Origin of the sequence: Nocardia sp. NPDC051981 (assembly GCF_040680715.1) — a bacterium.
Taxonomy (GTDB): Bacteria; Actinomycetota; Actinomycetes; order Mycobacteriales; family Mycobacteriaceae; genus Nocardia.
The window spans coordinates 144413-163319 of record NZ_JBFAXK010000014.1 but is presented as its reverse complement, the minus strand read 5'-3'; the positions used below and the strand labels follow the sequence as shown (position 1 = coordinate 163319).

Annotated in this window: 15 protein-coding genes and 1 pseudogene; 10 read left to right on the top strand and 6 right to left on the bottom strand. The window is 69.2% G+C overall.

The window, feature by feature from the left end:
* Positions 1 to 198 precede the first annotated feature (198 nt).
* The 7 genes from AB0L60_RS24210 to AB0L60_RS24180 all read left to right on the top strand — a co-directional run bounded on the left by AB0L60_RS24210 (position 199) and on the right by AB0L60_RS24180 (position 7073).
* Positions 199 to 1062 (top strand): immunity 49 family protein, encoded by an 864-nt coding sequence (locus tag AB0L60_RS24210; protein ID WP_364617709.1) that lies wholly within the window; start codon positions 199 to 201, stop codon positions 1060 to 1062.
* Between the two features lie 165 nt (positions 1063 to 1227).
* Positions 1228 to 1320, top strand: a complete 93-nt coding sequence (locus AB0L60_RS24205; protein WP_354835468.1) for an Ms4527A family Cys-rich leader peptide — start codon at positions 1228 to 1230, stop codon at positions 1318 to 1320.
* A gap of 120 nt (positions 1321 to 1440) precedes the next feature.
* Complete coding sequence (locus tag AB0L60_RS24200) at positions 1441 to 3231, top strand: nitrite/sulfite reductase (RefSeq protein ID WP_364617707.1); 1791 nt, start codon at positions 1441 to 1443, stop codon at positions 3229 to 3231.
* Between the two features lie 15 nt (positions 3232 to 3246).
* Positions 3247 to 3957, top strand: a complete 711-nt coding sequence (locus tag AB0L60_RS24195) for a phosphoadenylyl-sulfate reductase (RefSeq protein ID WP_354835471.1) — start codon at positions 3247 to 3249, stop codon at positions 3955 to 3957.
* Positions 3954 to 4889 (top strand): sulfate adenylyltransferase subunit CysD, encoded by a 936-nt coding sequence (cysD, locus tag AB0L60_RS24190; protein WP_364617704.1) that lies wholly within the window; start codon positions 3954 to 3956, stop codon positions 4887 to 4889. Before AB0L60_RS24195 ends, cysD begins: the two co-directional genes overlap by 4 nt.
* A complete protein-coding gene (locus tag AB0L60_RS24185) occupies positions 4889 to 6178 on the top strand; it encodes a GTP-binding protein (RefSeq protein ID WP_364617702.1) in 1290 nt (429 codons plus the stop codon). The genes cysD and AB0L60_RS24185 overlap by 1 nt, the downstream gene beginning before the upstream one ends.
* 1 nt (position 6179) lies before the next feature.
* Positions 6180 to 7073 carry a CbiX/SirB N-terminal domain-containing protein gene (locus AB0L60_RS24180; protein WP_364617700.1) on the top strand — a complete coding sequence of 298 codons (894 nt, stop codon included), beginning with the start codon at positions 6180 to 6182 and terminating at the stop codon, positions 7071 to 7073.
* Positions 7074 to 7088: 15 nt separating this feature from the next.
* Here the strand turns inward: AB0L60_RS24180 and AB0L60_RS24175 are convergent, their stop codons facing one another.
* The gene (locus AB0L60_RS24175) at positions 7089 to 7796 is read right to left on the bottom strand and encodes a TIGR00266 family protein (RefSeq protein ID WP_364617698.1); all 708 of its coding nucleotides are present in this window, start codon (positions 7794 to 7796) and stop codon (positions 7089 to 7091) included.
* 136 nt (positions 7797 to 7932) lie between these two features.
* Between AB0L60_RS24175 and AB0L60_RS24170 the strand changes: the two genes are divergently transcribed.
* Genes AB0L60_RS24170 through AB0L60_RS24160 form a run of 3 tightly spaced genes read left to right on the top strand, consistent with a single transcriptional unit; the run spans position 7933 to position 9472 of the window.
* A complete protein-coding gene (locus AB0L60_RS24170) occupies positions 7933 to 8499 on the top strand; it encodes a hypothetical protein (protein ID WP_364617696.1) in 567 nt (188 codons plus the stop codon).
* A 24-nt stretch (positions 8500 to 8523) separates the two neighbouring features.
* Positions 8524 to 9171: an HAD family hydrolase gene (locus AB0L60_RS24165; protein ID WP_364617694.1), complete on the top strand. Its 648-nt coding sequence runs from the start codon at positions 8524 to 8526 to the stop codon at positions 9169 to 9171.
* A 25-nt stretch (positions 9172 to 9196) separates the two neighbouring features.
* Entirely contained in the window at positions 9197 to 9472 is a 276-nt protein-coding gene (locus tag AB0L60_RS24160) for an SDR family oxidoreductase (RefSeq protein WP_364617692.1), read from the top strand.
* 581 nt (positions 9473 to 10053) lie between these two features.
* Here AB0L60_RS24160 and AB0L60_RS24155 read toward each other — a convergent pair.
* The 5 genes and pseudogenes from AB0L60_RS24155 to AB0L60_RS24135 form a co-directional block, all read right to left on the bottom strand.
* Positions 10054 to 12216, bottom strand: a complete 2163-nt coding sequence (locus AB0L60_RS24155) for an Hsp70 family protein (RefSeq protein WP_364617690.1) — start codon at positions 12214 to 12216, stop codon at positions 10054 to 10056.
* Between the two features lie 689 nt (positions 12217 to 12905).
* Positions 12906 to 14489 (bottom strand): FAD-dependent oxidoreductase, encoded by a 1584-nt coding sequence (locus tag AB0L60_RS24150; RefSeq protein WP_364617688.1) that lies wholly within the window; start codon positions 14487 to 14489, stop codon positions 12906 to 12908.
* 16 nt (positions 14490 to 14505) lie between these two features.
* The gene (locus tag AB0L60_RS24145) at positions 14506 to 15510 is read right to left on the bottom strand and encodes a diiron oxygenase (protein ID WP_364617686.1); all 1005 of its coding nucleotides are present in this window, start codon (positions 15508 to 15510) and stop codon (positions 14506 to 14508) included.
* A 157-nt stretch (positions 15511 to 15667) separates the two neighbouring features.
* On the bottom strand, positions 15668 to 16690 hold the full coding sequence (locus AB0L60_RS24140) for an Hsp70 family protein (protein WP_364617684.1): 1023 nt from the start codon (positions 16688 to 16690) through the stop codon (positions 15668 to 15670).
* Positions 16691 to 18080: 1390 nt separating this feature from the next.
* Positions 18081 to 18863, bottom strand: a pseudogene (locus AB0L60_RS24135) (N-acetylmuramoyl-L-alanine amidase); the annotation flags it as partial.
* Between the last annotated feature and the right edge of the window lie 44 nt (positions 18864 to 18907).

The following is an 18907-nucleotide window of genomic DNA, read 5'->3' as shown; positions in this document are numbered from 1 at the left end:
GCGGCCGCCGCGGCAGTGCCGGAGGTCTGTTGGGGAGCAGTCGAGGTCACTCATCCAGTGTGACCGGTTGCCCCGGTCACAGCGCACCCGCCCGCGCGGGGACGCTGCTCGGACTGCGGGGCACCTCGAATCCGGATACATTCCAAGGGATTTCGGCGAGCCGGGCGAGCGGCTCCAGGTGCGGACGGGGACGGCCCGATGATCGAGGTACCGCGGCACGGGGTCGATGCCAGATCGATCAGGGAGGTCGACGAGGGCTCCGTGGCCCCGGTGGTCTACCGGTCGCGGACGCCGGTGCGGCCGGAGGGCCCGAACTTCTCGCGGTCGATGGACGGTGTGCTGCTGGCCACCATGCTGATGTCGGATCCGCCGGCGTTTCGGGCGCGGACCTGGTATTTCGCGCATTCGACCGAGCAGACGGTGACGCGCCGGTTCCGGGCGAGCGGCATCGAATCCGGCTTCGACAAGTACGACCGGGTGGCGGGCTGGCGGGCGGCGTTCTGGTGGACGCTCATCGCCCGCGATGCCGAGGCCATGGGTGAGCTGGTCGGGTATCCGATCGAGCGGCTGCGCCAGTTCGGCGACGGCGCCTTCGACGACTTCCAGTACGAGTGGGTGCGGCTGCTGCAGACGGCCTGGCGGTTCGGCCCGAAGAGCGTGTACGAGGCGGCCTGGGCGCTGGACACCACCAGCCGGGTGGGTGCGCAGCGGGTGACGGACCTGCTGTTCCGGCCGGCCGTGGAGGTGTTCCTGCGCCTGGCGGACGGCGATTCCGAGGGCTTCGACTGGGAGATGACGAACGCGCTGCGGCTGCATCGCGCCTTCTTCGACAACGACACCTGGCGCAACGATCCCGAGGGCGTCCTGGCGCTGCCGCTGCTGGCTCTGGCCTGCTGGGCGCGGGATCTGGGCTATCGGACCGCCGTCCGTTCGCCGTACCTACCGGCCGGATTCATCGATCGCCCGGATTGGGCGATCTCCCCCGAACTGGCCGATGAGCTGGGCCGGCTGGCGGCGGCCAAGGCCCGCCTCGCGGCGGCCGACGCCGATCGGATGACGTAGCCTCGCCGGCACAGCCGTTCAGGTCAACCGTCCAAAGGTATGCCGGGCGTTGATCTATGATGCCCGTCACAAATCGGACAATATATCCAGGGGATTTCCCGGGAAACTGCGGAAAATTCGATCCGGAAGTCGGAACGCCCCTTCTGACGTGGCACAATAAGCCCCATGACTGGACTTGGAGTGCGACTCGTGGCGCGTCGCCATGTCGACTTCAAGCGTGTCTGCAGCGCGAGCTGTCTGCCGGGAAGCCTCCGGTAGATCGGCTCCCATTCTCCCGGAATCCGGCGTCCACCTGACGCCGTAAGAGCCGGTTCTCTGATATCGGAGGCGTGAGCCAGCCCCTCCCGCCTGCCCGCAAGACCCTTCAGGAGCGACCCCATGACGTCGAGCACCGACGCCACCAGTTCCGATAACGCTCGATCCGCCCGGCCCGAGAAACCCGCCGCGGAGCGACGCGTGCGTCCGGATCGCCCGCGGTCGGAAGCGCCCGTCGCGCCGCGGGAGCGCACCGCGCGACCGGTGAAGCGCAAGTCCGAGGGACAGTGGGCGCTCGGGTACCGCGAGCCGCTCAATGCCAACGAGCAGAGCAAGAAGGACGACAACCCGCTCAACGTGCGGGCGCGCATCGAGAACATCTACGCCAAGGGCGGATTCGACTCGATCGACAAGAGCGATCTGCGCGGCCGCATGCGCTGGTGGGGTCTGTACACCCAGCGTGAGCAGGGCTACGACGGCACCTGGACCGGCGACGAGAACATCGACATCCTCGAGGCCCGCTATTTCATGATGCGGGTGCGCTGCGACGCCGGTGCGCTGAACCTGAAGCAACTACGCACCCTCGCGCAGATCTCCACCGAGTTCGCGCGCGACACCGCGGATCTGTCCGACCGCGAGAACGTCCAGTACCACTGGATCGAGATCGAGAACGTGCCGGAGATCTGGCGGCGGCTCGAAGCGGTCGGCCTGCAGACCACCGAGGCGTGCGGCGACTGCCCGCGCGTGGTGCTGGGCTCGCCGCTGGCGGGTGAATCCCTCACCGAGATCATCGATCCCACCTGGGCCATCGACGAGATCGTCAAGCGCTACATCGGCAAGAAGGAATACTCAAACCTGCCGCGCAAGTTCAAGACCGCCATCTCCGGTCAGCAGGACGTGGTGCACGAGATCAACGACGTCGCCTTCGTCGGCGTCGTGCACCCCGAGCACGGCCCGGGCCTGGACCTGTGGGTCGGCGGCGGCCTGTCGACCAACCCGATGCTGGCCCAGCGCGTCGGTGTGTGGGTGCCGCTGAACGAGGTGCCCGATGTGTGGGAGGCGGTCGTGTCGCTGTTCCGCGACTACGGCTACCGCCGCCTGCGCACCAAGGCCCGCCTCAAGTTCCTCGTGAAGGACTGGGGCATCGAGAAGTTCCGCGAGGTGCTCGAGACCGAGTACCTGAAGCGGAAGCTCATCGACGGCCCGGCTCCGGAGCAGCCGAAGCGGCCCATCGACCACATCGGGGTGCAGAAGCTGCGCAACGGGCTGAACGCGATCGGCTTCTCCCCCATCGCCGGCCGCGTCTCGGGCACCATCCTGAGCCGGGCGGCCGACGCGATCGAGCGCGCGGGCTCCGATCGGGTCCGTTTCACCCCGTACCAGAAGCTCATCGTGCTCGACGTCCCCGACGACAAGGTCGAGCAGCTGATCGAGGAGTTGGAACCGCTTGGCCTGCACGGCCGTCCGTCGCACTGGCGGCGGAACCTGCTGGCGTGCAGTGGTATCGAGTTCTGCAAGCTGTCGTTCACCGAGACCCGCAAGCGGTCGCAGGTGCTGGCGCCCGAGCTGGAGACCCGGCTCGCGGATATCAATGCCGACCTGGACGTGCCGATCACGGTGAACATCAACGGCTGCCCCAACTCCTGCGGCCGGTCCCAGATCGCAGACATCGGTTTCAAGGGCCAGCTGGTCGACGACGGCGACGGGAATCAAGTGGAGGGTTTCCAGGTTCACCTGGGCGGCTCCCTTGGCCTCGACTCCGGCTTCGGCCGAAAGCTCCGGCAGCACAAGGTGACCAGCGAAGAGCTGGGTGACTACATCGAGCGCGTGGTGCGCAACTTCATCAAGAACCGTGATGAGGGTGAGCGTTTCGCGCAGTGGGCGGTCCGAGCCGATGAAGCAGACCTGCGGTAGTTGGGAGAAACATCAATGACCACAACGAAACTCGCGGAATCCGAGCTGCGCGCCCTGGTCGAGAAGGGCAATGCCGAGCTCGGCCCGAACGCGACCGCGCAGGAACTGCTGCAGTGGACCGAGGACACCTTCGGCGCGAATTACATCGTGGCGTCGAACATGCAGGACGCGGTGCTGGTGCAGCTGGCCGCCCAGGTGCGCCCGGGCGTGGACGTGCTGTTCCTCGACACCGGCTACCACTTCGCCGAGACCATCGGCACCCGTGACGCGGTCGAGCTGGTGTACGGCGTGAACATCGTCAATGTGCAGCCGGAACACAGTGTGGCCGAACAGGATCAGCTGCTCGGCAAGGACCTGTTCGCGCGGGACGCCGCCGAATGCTGCCGCCTGCGCAAGGTGGTGCCGCTGAAGAAGTCGCTGACCGGGTACAACGCCTGGGTCACCGGCATCCGCCGGGTGGAGGCGCCCACCCGCGCCAATGCGCCCTTGATCTCCTTCGACGAGGGCTTCGGCCTGGTGAAGATCAACCCGATCGCCGCCTGGTCCGACGAGGAGATGGCCGCCTACATCGAGGCGAACGGCATCCTCGTGAATCCCCTTGTCGAAGAGGGATATCCGTCCATCGGTTGCGCTCCGTGCACGCGGAAGCCGGAACCTGGATCCGATCCGCGATCCGGCCGCTGGGCCGGGCTCGCCAAGACCGAATGCGGGTTGCACGCATCATGACTTCCATCGCTGCATCTCATCTTCTCGCTCCGCTCGGGGCAGAATTCGACACTCTGGCCGCCCTGGAGTCCGAGTCCATCCATATCTTCCGTGAGGTAGCGGGCGAGTTCGAACGCCCCGTCATCCTCTTCTCGGGCGGTAAGGACTCCACGGTGCTGCTGCACCTGGCGATCAAAGCCTTCTGGCCCGCGCCGCTGCCATTCGCGCTGCTGCACGTGGACACCGGGCACAACCTGCCCGAGGTCCTCGACTTCCGCGACAAGGTGGTCGAGAAGTACGGCCTGCGACTGCATGTCGCGTCGGTCGAGGACTACCTCGCCGACGGCCGCCTGCAGGAGCGCCCGGACGGGATCCGCAATCCGCTGCAGACCGTGCCGCTGCTGGACGCCATCAACGAGAACCGCTTCGACGCGGTCTTCGGTGGCGGCCGCCGCGACGAGGAACGGTCGCGCGCCAAGGAACGCATCTTCTCGCTGCGCGATGCCTTCGGCCGCTGGGACCCGAAGCGGCAGCGGCCCGAGCTGTGGAACCTGTACAACGGCCGGCACGCTCCGGGCGAGCACGTGCGCGTGTTCCCGATCTCGAACTGGACCGAGCTCGACATCTGGCGCTACATCGCCCGCGAGGACGTGGAGCTGGCCAGCATCTACTACGCCCACGAGCGCCCGGTGTACCAGCGCGACGGCATGTGGATGACCCCGGGCGTGTGGGGCGGCCCGGCCGACAACGAGGAGCTGCTGATCAAGTCGGTGCGCTACCGCACCGTCGGCGACGGATCCACCACCGGCGCAATCATTTCCGATGCCGCCGACAATGACGCGATTCTGGCCGAGGTCGCCGCGTCCCGGCTCACCGAACGTGGCGCGACGCGCGGCGACGACCGCGTCTCCGAAGCCGCCATGGAAGACCGCAAGCGAGAGGGTTACTTCTGATGTCCGACCTATTGAGACTGGCCACCGCCGGATCGGTCGACGACGGCAAGTCCACCCTGGTCGGACGTTTGCTGTACGACACCAAGTCCGTGCTGGCGGACCAGATCGACGCGGTGACCCGCGCCTCGGTCGACAAGGGTCTGTCCACGCCGGACCTGTCGCTGCTGGTGGACGGCCTGCGCGCCGAGCGCGAGCAGGGCATCACCATCGACGTGGCGTATCGCTACTTCGCCACGCCCAAGCGGTCTTTCGTGCTCGCCGACACCCCGGGACACGTGCAGTACACCCGCAATACGGTGTCCGGCGCGTCCACCGCGCAGCTGGTGATCCTGCTCGTCGACGCCCGCAAGGGTGTCATCGAGCAGACCCGCCGGCACGCCGCGGTGATGGCGTTGCTGGGGGTGCCGAAGCTGGTGCTGGCCGTCAACAAGATCGACCTGGTGGACGATCCGGCCGGCGTGTTCGACAAGATCACCTCCGAATTCGCCGAGCTGACCGCCAAACTCGGCTGGTCGGCCGACGATGTGCAGAAGATACCGGTCTCCGCGCTGCACGGTGACAACGTCGCCTCGCGCTCGGAGAACACCCCGTACTACGACGGACCCTCGCTCATCGAGCACCTGGAGTCGGTGCCGGTGGACGCGGACGTACACGGCCGCCATGAGGTGGGGCTGCGCTTCCCGGTGCAGTACGTGATCCGGCCGCGCACCGCCGAGTACCCGGACTACCGCGGCTACGCGGGTCAGGTCGCGGCGGGCGTGGTCTCCAAGGGCGACGAGGTCGTGGTGCTGCCGTCCGGCACCCGCACCACGGTCGAGCGCATCGACACCCCGAACGGCGAACTGGGTTCGGCCCAGCCCGGCCGCAGCGTCACCCTGATCCTGGCCGACGACGTGGACGTCTCGCGCGGTGACGTGATCGCCGCCGCCACCGGCGCTCCCGAACCGATCGAGGCCTTCGACGCCACCGTCTGCTGGCTCGGCGACAAGCCGCTGCGCCCGGGCGCGCGCCTGCTGCTCAAGCACGGCACCCGCACCACGCAGGCCATTGTCGGCGCGCTGCTGGAGCGTTTCGACGAGCAGCACCTGGCCGCCGATCCGGACCCGGAGTCGCTGTCGCTCAACGACATTGGCCGCATCTCGGTGCGCGTGGCCGACCCGATCGTGGCCGACGACTACAGCGTCAACCGCCACACCGGTTCGTTCCTGCTGATCGACCCCGCGGGCGGCAACACCCTGGCCGCGGGCCTGGTCGGCGACGCGCTGACCGCGGTCGAGGTCGGGGCCTGAGATGAATCCGCCCGGCAACGGCGCAGTTCCGGCCGTCCCGCCGGGCGGGGCAGCCGCGCACCGCGCGCCCGGGACGCTGTCCACGGTGCACGGCGGCCCGGCCCGGCCCTTCCGGATCGAGGACACGCCCGCGCTCATCGCTGTGGCGCACGGCAGCCGGGATCCGCGCTCGGCCGCGACCATGCGGGCCGTGGTCGCGCGGATCGCGGCCCAGCGGCCGGATCTCGATGTGCGCCTGGCGTTTCTGGATCTGAGCACTCCGTCGGTGGATCAGGTCGTGGATGCGGTTGCGGCCGACGGGCATTCGCATGCCATCGTAGTTCCGCTACTGCTGGGCAGTGCCTTTCATGCCCGGGTGGACCTGCCCGGGATGCTGGAGGCCGCTCGCGCCCGGCATCCCCGGCTGCGGCTGACCCAGGCCGAAGTGCTCGGCCCCGATCCGCACCTGATCATCGCCCTGCGCGATCGGATCGTCGCGGCCATGACCGCGGACGCCCCGCCGACCTTGACCGACGTCGCCCACGGCGCGGGCAGGCTCGCCGCTCCACGCTGGGGCATTGCCGTTGCCGCCGTGGGCTCCTCGTCCGCGGCCGCCAATACCCGCACCGGTGACGTGGCACGGCTGCTGACCGCGATGACCGGCTGGGACACCGAAATCTGCTTCGCCACCACCGAACCCACGGTGCAGCAGGCGTTCGCCCGGCTCCGGGCCCGCGGCGCGGACCACGTCCTGGTCGCGCCCTGGTTCCTGGCCCCGGGCCTGCTCACCGACCGGCTGCACGAGGCCCTGCCGCAACTGCCGCACGCCGAAACCATCGGCGCGCACCCGCTCCTGGCCGAAGTGGCCCTGGACCGCTACGCCACCGCCGCCCTCCCCCTCGAACTCTCGGCCTGACGTCGCACGGCCGCGTCAGCGCTGCTGGGCGCCGACTTCCGGGATGGGCAGGTACGGGATGAGGGAGTGGGCGAGGTTGGTGATGGTCAAGGACTGCAACCAGACTCGGCCGGGGCCGGTGAGGGCGGCGAGGAAGAGGCCGTCACCGCCGAAGAGCACATTGCGGATGCCCTTGACCATGGTGATGTCGAAATCCACCGAGGCATCGAACAATCCGATGTGGCCGGGGTGGACGCGGAGGGTTTCGCCGGCGGCCAGATCGTATTGGACCACTTCGCCGGAGAGCTCGACCCAGGCGTAGCCGTCGCCGCTGAGGCGCTGCAGCGTGAATCCGGTGCCGCCGAAGATGCCCGCGCCCAGGCGGCGCTGGAAGCTCAGGGCCACGCGGACATCGCCTGCGGCGCAGAGGAATCCGTGCCGGTGCACCAGGTATTCGCGCCCCTTGCCGATCTGCACGGGCAGGATCTGGCCGGGGAGTTTGGCGGCGAAGGAGACCCGGCCGGGATCGCGGTGGGCCGTGTACTCGGTCATGAACAGGCCCGCGCCGGCCATGGCGCGGCGGACCGCGCCGAAGACGCCGCCCGCGGCGCCGCGGGTGGAGGTGCTGAGGCGGATGGAGTCGGTCATCCAGGAGAGCTGGCCGGCCTCGGCGATGAGCCGGTCACCGGGGTCCAGTGCGACCTCGAGCACCGGCATGACGGTTCCGCGAATCCTGGCGTCCATCAGGTTCTCCCCTCCCGCGCACGACAACTCACACCAGTGTGCCTCGGTGCTAGCCGCCGCGGGATCGATGCCGACTTGCCACCGGGACGACCTTCTTAGTAGTTTAGGATTCCCTTACCTAACAGAAGGCTCGTCCATGCTCCAGACCAGTGACGCCCGGTATCACACCGGGACTGCGGGACTCCCGCACGATTCGTGGTGGATCGTGTCCGCCGCGGCGCTACTGGCCACCGGCGCCTTCGCGGCCGCCGTCTGGATCGCCGCCCACGTCACCACCAGCCCGGCCGTGCACACCGGCGGGCTGTTCGTCCATCTGGCCTCGCTGGTGGTGGGTTTCGGCGGGGTGCTCATGGCCGATTCCTTCGTCCTGCGCTGGGCCGCAGGACGTCTCGGACTGGCCGAGACCCTGCGGGCGGTCGGCCGCCTGCACGTGCCGATCTGGCTGGGCCTGGCCGGGCTGGTGGCCAGCGGCTGCGTGCTGGAACCGAATCTCGCCTCCAGCATGACCCGCACCAAGCTGGCGCTGGTACTCGTGCTGACGCTCAACGGGATTCAGGCGTGCGCGCTCAACCGCCGCCTGCAGGCTCGCGGCGAGCGCCCGCTGACGCCGCGGCTGCTGGCCTGGGGCGCGGCCACCGGACTGGTATCGCAGCTGTGCTGGTGGGGCGCGACCGTCATCGGCTTCCTCAACGCACAACGCTGAACCACCGCCCGATACGCTGGGCGAATGATCAAGGCTGCGGTATTCGATGTGGGCGAGACGCTGATCGACGAGACGCGCATCTGGTGCCGATGGGCCGACCGGCTCGGCGTGCCGCGCTTCGCGTTCCTGGGCGTGATCGGCGGCATGGCGGCCACCGGGCGCCCGCTCACCGACGCCTTCGAATTGGTGCGGCCGGGTATCGATATCGAGGCCGAGCAGATCGCATGGGCCGCCGAGGAGCCGGAGAGCCTGCGCAACAACTTCGACGCCGCCGACCTGTACCCGGATGTGCGGCGGGCGCTGGGCGAGCTGCGGGCACGCGGCATCAGCGTGATCATCGCGGGAAACCAACCGCCGCAGGCGAAATCGGCACTGGAGCGGATGGAGCTGCCGGTGGACGCGGTGTACACCTCGGCCGAATGGGCGCTGGAGAAGCCGGATCCCGAGTTCTTCGCGCGGGTCGCGGAGGTGGCGGGGGTCCTGCCCGGCGAGATCTGCTATGTCGGGGATCGGGTCGACAATGACGTGCTGCCGGTCCGGGCGGCGGGCATGATGCCGGTGCTCATCCGGCGCGGGCCCTGGGGGTACCTGACCGCCGAGCAGCCCGACGCCGCGCGGGCGACGATCGTCGACGGACTCGACGAGCTGCCGGATATCCTCGCCCCCGCTTGATTCCCAGTTAGATGACACATCAAGCGTGACGGCCGTTTTCCGCCAGGCCGTCGCCATGGAAGCGGCCGACCGGTCCATCCGGGTCAACGCCCTGGTCTCCGGCGCGGTCGACACCCCCGCCTTCCGGGCCTCCATGGGCGCCACCCCGGAGGGCGAGGCCGCCATCGCCGCCCTGCACCCCCTCGGCCGCATCGCCCGCCCCGCGGAAATCGCCGCCTTCTGCGCCTACCTGCTCAGCGACGAGGCGAGCTTCATCACGGGCGCGGCCCTCGCCATCGACGGCGGCTTCACCGCCCGCTGACCCGCGACTGGCCCACCACCGCGCCCCGGGCACAGGAAACGCGAGGTGGGCCGGTCACTTTCGACGATGGGGGACGCGGACGTCGCAGGTCCGCCACTCCCCATCGCCGGTCCGCGCGGGCGCGCTGCCGCTCGCCCGAGCCCGGGGACGAGGTGGGGCGGGTTGGTCAGTCCCGCCGGCCACCTACGTCACCGTGGGGAGCGGGCAGGTGGTGGGACGCCACCGCCCGATCTCCCCCGCAACCCCCACCGGCGTGCGGGAGGACACGCCCGATGGAGGATTCGCCGAAAAGCCTTCGCCCATACCGAATCGAGGCCACGACAGGTCCGGCGTCCGAACGATGCGGGCGCCCGGCGAAGATCAGTACGACCAGGACTGTCGCGGCGGGATCCGAGGTGCGGCCGAACGACCCCGGCCGACGGGATGCAGAGTGCCGCGGGGGATGAGTCGTGGCCACCACAGGTCCGGCATCCGAAGGATGCAGGCGCCCACCGAAGATCAGTGCCGCCATGACCGCCGCGGCCGGGTCGGCGGCGCGGCCGGACGGCCCCTGCCAGCGGGATACACAGTGCCGCAACGGATCAGTGGTGGCCACCGCCGCCACCTCCGCCCTTGCCGCCGCCACCCATGCCGCCGTGGCTGCCGCCGGGTGAGGAGCCGCCGGGGCTGCCCATGCCGTGGCTGCCGCCGGGCGAGGAGCCGCCGGGGCTGCCCATGCCGGCGCCGAGGCCGCCCCCCATGGGGGAGCCGCCGCCGGAGGCGTTGCCGCCGGTATGGGTGCCGCCGCCGATCGAGCCACCAGGAGAACCGCCACCGGGGGTCGAGCCCCTGGGAGAGGTTGCGCCCGCGCCGATTCCGCCAGGCTTGGAGCCGCCGGAGTTGGAACCACCCGGGTTCGAGCCGCCCGGGTTCGAGCCGCCCGGGTTCGAGCCGCCCGGGTTCGAGCCGCCCGGGTTCGAGCCGCCGGGGTTGGAGCCACCAGGGTTGGAACCACCCGGAGAACCGCCCGTTTTGGCTCCAGCCGGGTCACCGGTTCCGCCACCACCGCCTGCTGGGGTACCGCTGCCGGGGGTCGATGTACCGGGATTGCCGCCGGTGTTGGTTCCGCCGGTGGAGGTGCCCGGTGCGGAACCGCCTGGGTTCGAACCGCCCGCGATTCCGCCGCCGGGTATTCCACCTGGAGTACCGGGTTGGGTTCCGCCCGAGTAACTTCCGCGAGTTGTGCCACGAGGCTGGCCTACGCCGGGTTGACCGGTACCGGGCTGACCCGCGCCAGGCTGGCCACTGCCGGGCTGACCGGCACCAGGCTGACCCGCGCCGGATTGGGTTCCGGGTTGCGTTGCGCCGGGGATGGTTCCGCCGGGGAGGGTGCCGGGGGCGCTGACCTTGGGGACGTGGCCGGAGTATGAGCCGACGGTCCAGCCGCCGGGGGCGGAGTTCTGGAACGGGAGGGGGTTGGTGAACTGCGCCGGGTTGCCGTAGGCGCTGCCTATGCCTGTGACAGTGCGGGTTTCGCAGTGGGTGCCGCCGCCGGTGGAATCGACGGGGTGGCCGGCGACCCAGGTGGGGGTGACGGTCGGGGCCAGCGGGGAGTAGGCGCGGACGGCTGCCACGGTGGCGATGGCGTGGGGGCCGATGCCGGGCGGCGCGCCGGCATCGTCGAGGACGATGACATCGTGGGTGCCGAGGGCCACGGGACCGGCGGACGGGTCGGCGGGTTCGGCGGGTTCGGGGGCGGCTTGGAGCCCGGGCGGTCCGTCGACGGGTCCGCCGAGTACGGTGGCGGCGGACACAGCGAGCGCGGAAGCCACTGCGGCGCCGGAGATCACGGCGGCGCGGGGGGCGTATCGGGCGATGGCGGAGCCGGTGTCCGCGCTGTGAAAGGCGGCGATGGACGCACCCACCGCCACGGTATTGGCCGGATCGGGCGACATGACGACCGGGCGGCCCAGGTCCGACAGTACGCGGGCCACCTCGGCGGGGCGGGCCGCGCCGCCGACCAGCAGGACCCGGTCGATCTCCTCCATGTGCAGCCCGGCCCGGTGCACGACCGAGCGCACCAACCGTAGCGAATTGCGAATGTGCCAGCTGCGCAGGCGATTCGTGTCGGAGGCGGGCACCACGGCCGAGACCGGCTGTGTCGAGCCGGGCGCGATGCTGCGCGCGTAGCGGGCCAGCAGGGTGCCCAGCGGCCGTCCGCCGTAGTCGTGCGAGCGTTCGGCACGCCCGAGGATGCCGCGTTCGTCGCGATCGGACTCGGTGCGCACGACCGCGACGTCCAGGGCGTTTCCGCCGAGGTCGTAGACCAGGGTGAGCCCGGATTCGGAGATGCCGTATTCCTCGTCGAGCCATTCCACCGCCGCCACCGGCTCGGGCATGAGCATGACGTCGGCGGCGCCGGACCAGTCCAGTGCCCGCCGCAATCGCGTGACGTGTTTGTCCGAATAGCAAGCGGGATAGGTGGTTACGGCGGGAGCCTCGGGGGCGTTGGTCTCGATGAGCCCGTTCACCACGGCCGCCACCAGGTCCGCCGGGGACCAGATGCGACCGCCGATGGCCACCGGGTCCGGCTCGCTGGTGAGATCGGCGAAGTCGGTGACCACCGGGACGAAGTGGGGAATGCCCCCGATCTGCGGGCCGCCGGCGCTGTCGAAGGTGACGGCGGTCCGGCGAACACGCACCGCGGGCCGGTTCCGATCACCGGCAGTGGTCGCCCAGACGGAGTTCACTGTGCCGATGCTCATGCCAAAGCCAACTGTCATTGCCATCCCGTCAACGCACCGAGACCACGGCCCACGGGCGTACCAACCATGTGGTCGCGGTCGTTTTCCAAACAGCGCGTTCAGGTTAGCTGGCAATTGCGGTACTCGAATATCGGATTGGGAGAAAAGATTTCGCGTCCAGTAGCGAAGATAGCGAATCCACTGGTCACGCAGCCGTTCGAACAACAACGAATCCAACTGCACAGTGAAAGCAACCGAACAGTCTTTCTCGATAGCTACAACTCAGCGAACCAGTAACTCATACCGACCGGTAGGCAAAGAGTGTCCGAAAGATCAGACCGCAGAATCGGCACGGGGTGTGGACTACCGATCACTGGTCGGTAGCTGACCCGGATCACCCCACGCGAGCCGTTTTACCGTCCGTGATTCGCAATGAAATCTTCTCTACTACCGCAGATGTCGCAGCGAGCAAACACAGCATTACAACTCGCACAACACCATCGGTACAGTGCCTCCGCACCGCCCCCGAAAATTCGCAGCCGGAGCGCGACCGGATACGTTGCCCAGCACAAAGAGTCATCTCCGGTGATACGAGAAGCCCACCGAGGCAGGGGAAGACCGGCCACAAAAGGGACGAAACGGCGAAAGCCGCCGCACGCGCAGGGGGTTGGCGTGCGACGGCCTTCATGGGCGGCACCGACAAGGGCGGGTCAGCGGCGCACCATCAGGGAAAACTTGCGACGGGGGCGGTTGACCGCGCCGCCACGGATCGCGTGTGGTTGACGATCGCCGACCAGTCGGTCGAAATCGCCTGCGCTGTGCGCCGGTTGCGCCAGGCGGCCGGCGTTGAAGTCGTCCACCAGCTGACGCACGGTCTGCTGCGCGCAGGACTTGTTGGTGCCGATGAACCCGGTCGGACCGCGCTTGATCCAGCCGGTGACATAGGCACCCGGCACCACCGAGCCGCCGGACTCCTCGAGCACCCGGCCGTCCAGATTCGGGATGACCCCGGCCCGCTCGTCGAACGGCACGCCCGGCAGGGCCACACCCCGGTAGCCCACCGAGGTCAGCACCAGTCCGGCGTCGAGGGTCTCGATCTCCCCGGTCGGGACCGCGTGCACCGCACCGTCATCGCCGGTGACGAGTTCGTTGCGCACCACCTCGACCCCGGTCACCCGGTCCACGCCCGCGATCGCGACCGGTGCCGACAGGTACCGGAAGACGATACGCTTGCGACCAGTCACGGGCCGATCGGCCAAGCCGCGCAACAGCTTCAGCTTGTGCTCGACCTTCTGCGACATGCCCTCGACGATCTCGGGAATCTCGCCCTCGACCACGATGTCGACGTCCGCGCCCAGCAGGCCCACGAATTCCGGCACGGTGAAGGCGGATTCGGCCGAACCGCGCCGCCCGAGGATCACCACCTCCTCGATATTGCTGCGCCGCAGGGCATTCAACGCCCGCTGCGAGACATCGGTGCCGACCAGCAGTTCCGGATCGGCGGCGAGAATCCGCGCGACGTCCAGCGCCACATTGCCGTTGCCCACGATCACCGCGCGCCGGTGCGACAGGTCGAAGAACCGGCACGCCTGATCCGGGTGCCCGTTGTACCAGGCCACGAAGTCGGTGGCGGAGGTACTGCCCGGCAGCCCCTCCCCCGGAATCCCGAGCTTGCGGTCCGAGGACGCACCGACCGCGTAGATCACCGCGTGGTGGTGCGCCAGCAGCTCCTCGTGCGAGACATGCTGTCCCACATTCACATTCAGGTAGGACCCGAAGCCCGGCTGCGCCGAGATCACGTCGAAGAGGTCCCCGACCCTGCGGGTCTTGGTGTGATCGGGCGCGACACCGAAGCGGGCCAGACCGTAGGGCGTGGTCACCTTGTCGAACACGGTCACGGAAACACCGGGCTGCGTGAGCAGTTCGTCGGCCGCGTACATGGCCGAGGGCCCGGAGCCGATGACCGCCACCCGCAGCGGCTCCCGCCCGGGCTTGACCTCCGCGGCCGGAATCGGCTGCGCCAGCAGCGGGCGCGGCCGCTCCTGCCGGTAGAAGTCGGCGTTGATCTCGATGAACGGCAGCTGCTCGGAAGTCAGCTTCTTCGACGACGTGATGGCGTCCACCGGGCACGCGGTGGCGCACGCCCCACAGTCCACGCAGGCCTGCGGGTCGACGTAGAGCATCTCCGCGGTCAGGAAGTCCGGCTCGTCCGGGGTCGGATGGATGCAGTTGACCGGGCAGGCGTAGACGCAGGACGCGTCGCTGCAACAGGATTGGGTGACAACGTACGGCACTGTACGTCCCCCTCCCCTACGCGGCCGTGCCGGAGCGGATCGGCTCCGAGCGGTAGCGCGAGGCCGGGCCGTCGATGCCGAGCAGCTTCCAGACCCGCTTGGAGATCGGGTTCATCAGGCCGATCTCGTGGGCCAGCGCGCGCACGTCGATGAAGTAGTCGCTGAAGACCTGCTTGGCCTCCTTGGAGCCGTAGAACAGCTCCTTGCGCACCTGCTCCGGAATGTCGAACTCCTGGAAGAACTTCTTCGGCGGGGTCGCGATGGAGCGGCCCAGGATGAACATGACGATCGGCATGGCGATCGAGAGGATGAAGCGGTTGGCCGCGTTCCGCTCAGGCACGTGATGCTTGAGGAACTCGTGCGCGAAGGAGATGTGGCGCGCCTCCTCGGCGACATGAATGCTCATGACGCCGCGCATGATCGGGTGCACCTCCTCACCCGAGCGCAGGATCTGCTTCTGGATGTGGTCGATCGGCTCCTCGCCGGCGAGCACGGCCATGAAGAACAGGTTGGGGAACGCGATGGCGACCGGCACGCCGAACAGGCGCAGCTGCCGGACGAGCGGGCCCATGCCCGGCACGTCCGTGCCGATGCGGTTCACCATCTCCTGGAACATCAGGGTGTGGTTGAGTTCCTCGGCCATCTCGTGGGTGCAGTAGCGGAACTCCGCGTCACCGTTGGGCAGCGAGAAGGTGTGGTTCACCATGCCGCTGATCAGGATGGACTCGAACTGCAGGCCGACCTTGGCGATATTGGCCTGCCGGTACTTGCCCACCTCGATCTGCCGCTCCACCGGGAGCGACTGGTACCAGTCGTGGCGGCCGAGAGGGTCCGCGGACTCCGGCAGGATCCAGCGCTCGGGGCGGGCGTTGGCGTCGAAGTCGGGGTTGTCCCAGTCGATGTCCTCGTAGGGGTCGAAGTGCTTGTTCACCGACCCTTCCGAGAGCAGCAGCAGCTTGTTGGCGTACTCCTGCGCTTCGGCAACCACGGGGTCGTCAAGGGGGGTCGTGGTCGGAGACATCGTCGTCACCTCTCCAGTCAGTGGCGTTATGTGTACCCCATAGTTACACCAAACAGGAGAGGCGTCAACAGCCCGTTCGCCTGATGCCTGCACGAGTTAGCGCCGATTAGCACGCGAGGCCACGGCGAACCGGCGAGTAGCAGGACAAATGATCACTTCAGAGCGCTGCCACCCTGGTGACGCGCCGGAACAGACCCGTCAGCGAACGAGGCCGATGGCTCCCCGCATCCTGAGCGATCAGCGCCTGCCGGGCCGCGATGGCAGCGCCATCGGCGATCGTGCGCTCCGGATCGGAGGCCACCATCACCGGACGCGCCAGCTCCTCGGCGAGCACCTGCGCCACCTCCGGCGGCCGCGCAGCGCCACCGACCACCAGGATCCGATCCACATCGGCCATGGTGACGTCCGCGACGCGCAGGCACCGGTAGACAAGCGCCAGCGAACGGCGAATGTGCTCGCTGCGCAACTCACCCGAATCGGCGTCCGAGAGCCCACGCGGCACCATCTGCGATCCGGCCGTGCGCCGTAGCGTGCGCGCCACCAGGTCCCCGAAGGCCCGGCCCCCGTATTCGACCGAGTGCAGCGACGATCCGACGACGGGATTGCTCGGCGCACCCATGCCCACCCGCAGCAGCGTGACATCCAGCCCGGACCCGCCGAGGTCGTAGACCAGCGCCAAACCCGGTGTGAGCGGCCCCCGTTCGGCGGCCAGCCAGAACGCGGCGGCGATCGGCTCGGCCACCAGGGTGGCCCGGGTGAGGCCGACACCGTCGAGGGCGGTGCGCAGCTCGGCCACCAGGGCGGCGGGGCATCCGGCCGGATGGGTCACCGCGATTCCCGTGTCACCCGCGCCCAGCGGCCCCGCCGGCGCCTGCCCCAGCACCTCCGCCACCACGCTGTAGGCCACCGTCGCCACCAGATCCGCGGCCGACAGCACCCGATGCCCGACCCGCGCGACCCGAGCCCCCGGCTGGGTGAGGTCCGCGAATTCGGTGATGACCCGCCCGTGCCGGGGAATGCGGCCGACCCGGGCGGCGCCCGAACTGTCAAAGATAAGGGTGGTGCGCCAGGTGGCCGGAGGCGCACCCCGACGGCCGCGCGGAAGTCTTCCCGATCGATCCGCCGCCGTGGAGCAGACCGTATTCACCGTGCCGATACTCAAACCCACACCGAGCGCCATCATCCACCTCGATCGATGAGTCGATTACGCCGGCCGTTCGACCCGAATTCATGCAACTCTTGCGCCGGATGTTTGCCAACCACCGGACACGCGGTTGTCCGCTCATGCGCCGGTGAGCTGCCACGACCACGCTGTCCAGGCAGGCGATGGCGAGTCACCCCAACGCGCGTTCGGATCGCGGAATGTTTGCCCGATATCGACTGTTCGCCCGGTCTGGGACACCGGATGCCGAGCGGTTCGGATGGGGCCGATACGGACGAAAATCGCCCCCGCTCCGGAGGATTCGGCGCGGGGGCGATTCGTACCGCACTGATGCGGACTACTTGGTGGCCGTGCTCAGCAACGTGCTGCTCAGCACCGAGACCAGGCTGTAGGCCAAGTTGACCGCGTCGGAAGCGAGACCGGAATCGCCCGTGAGCATCTTGGCGAGCGGGCCCAGGAATTTGACGGCCAGCTGCACCAGCGAACTCACGGAAATCCCGTCCAGCCGACTGGTTTTGGAATTCTTGTCGGTCGCTGGGGCCTGCGCGCCCGGAACTTGCGCACCCGGAACCTTCGCACCTGGAACCTGCGCGCCCGGGGCCTGCGCGCCCGGAACCTGAGCGCCCGGAACCTGCGCACCCGGGGCCTGCACGCCTGGGGTCGACTGCGTACCCGGGACGGCCGGCGTGGCCGGAGTCCCCTGTCCGCCCGTAGTGCCCGGCGATTGCCGTTGCGGCGCACGCTGATCCGCGATCGGTCGTGCGACGGGCTTGGTCTGCGCCGGCGGTGCGGGCTGCGCCGCCTGCGGCTGGGCGCCGGTCTGCGGCGGCGTGCCCGGCTGCGGCGTGGTCTGCGGCTGGGTACCCGGCGTCTGCGACTGCAGCCAGGTCTTCAGGAACTGATCGGCCAGCTGCTGGGCGACCTGCAGACTCCCCTCGAGCGCCGCTTCACCCGGCTGCTGCGCCGGAGCCGGATTCTGTGGCGCCGGAGCCGGATTCAGTTGCAACGGTGCAGGAGCCGCCGCATACCCGGGAAGCTGCGCCGGGAACGTCGACGGCTGCCCCTGCTGAGCAGGCGTCGGCTCCGGTTGCACCGGGGCCTGTCCCGCCTGGGCCGGAGGCTGCCCGGGCTGGGCCGGCGTCGCCGGAACGGCGGCCTGGGGCGCCTGCGCCGGCACCACGGCCGGCTGCGCCTGCGGAACCGCCGCCTGCGGTGTCTGCGCCGCAGCAGGATTCTGGTGTGCCGCAGCCGGATTCGGTTCCACGGGAGCGCCGGCCTGCGGCGCCGGCGCCGGTACGGGGGCCTGCGCGGGCTGCGGCTGCGGCTCGGCGGGCTGCGCCGGAACCTGTTGTCCCGGTTGCGTCCCCGGCTCGGACGCCGCCCCGGTGTCGGCCGGCACCGGCACGCCGAGCAGGTAGGACGCGATCCCGGTGGTGATGGTGACGGCATGCTTGAGCTGCCCCTCGGGGGATTCCAGCTGCTGCGCGTCCTCGGCATTGGCGCCGTTGCCCATTTCGAGGAATACGTCCGGCACCGTGGTCAGTGCGGGCCCGGCGATATCGGAGCGGGTCTGGAGTCCGTCGACCGCCCCGTTGTAGGTGGCGACCTGATACCCGCTCTGCACGTAGGCATCTCGCATGGCCTTGCCGGCGGCCAGCCCGGCGCCGCCCTGCACCTCGTTGACCTTGGCGTCGGCGACGGGCAGCGCCGGCACGATGAGATGGAAGCCGTGCCCGTCGGCGGGACCGCTGTCGGCGTGGATGCTGAGGGCGATATCGGCGCCGGAGGCATTGGCGGCCTTGGCCCGATCGTCGATGCAGCCACCCCAGCCGGTGTCGTCGGGGCGACTCATGACCACGTGGGCGCCCAGGCTCTCGAGTGAGGTGCGCACCAGCTGCGCGACATTCCAGTTGATGGTGTGCTCGGCAATGCCGTGCAGGCTGGTCATGCCGGTGGTCTGGCACGCCTTGGTGCCGCCGCGACCATCGCTGACCTGCTTGTTCTCATCCTGAGTGTGATTGTCGCCCTGATGGCCCGGGTCCAGGAAGATGGTCTTCCCGGCGAGCTTCTGGGGCAGCTCCGGCAGCGCGGGCGCGGCCAGGGCGGCGACCGGGACGATCCCGGCCACGGTGGTGATCGCCGCGGCGGTGACGGCGGTGCAGATTCCGGCCTTAGTGATGCTTGGCTTCATAAGCGGACGGCGCTCGGGGCGGAGCGCCCCTCCCTTCCCACTAG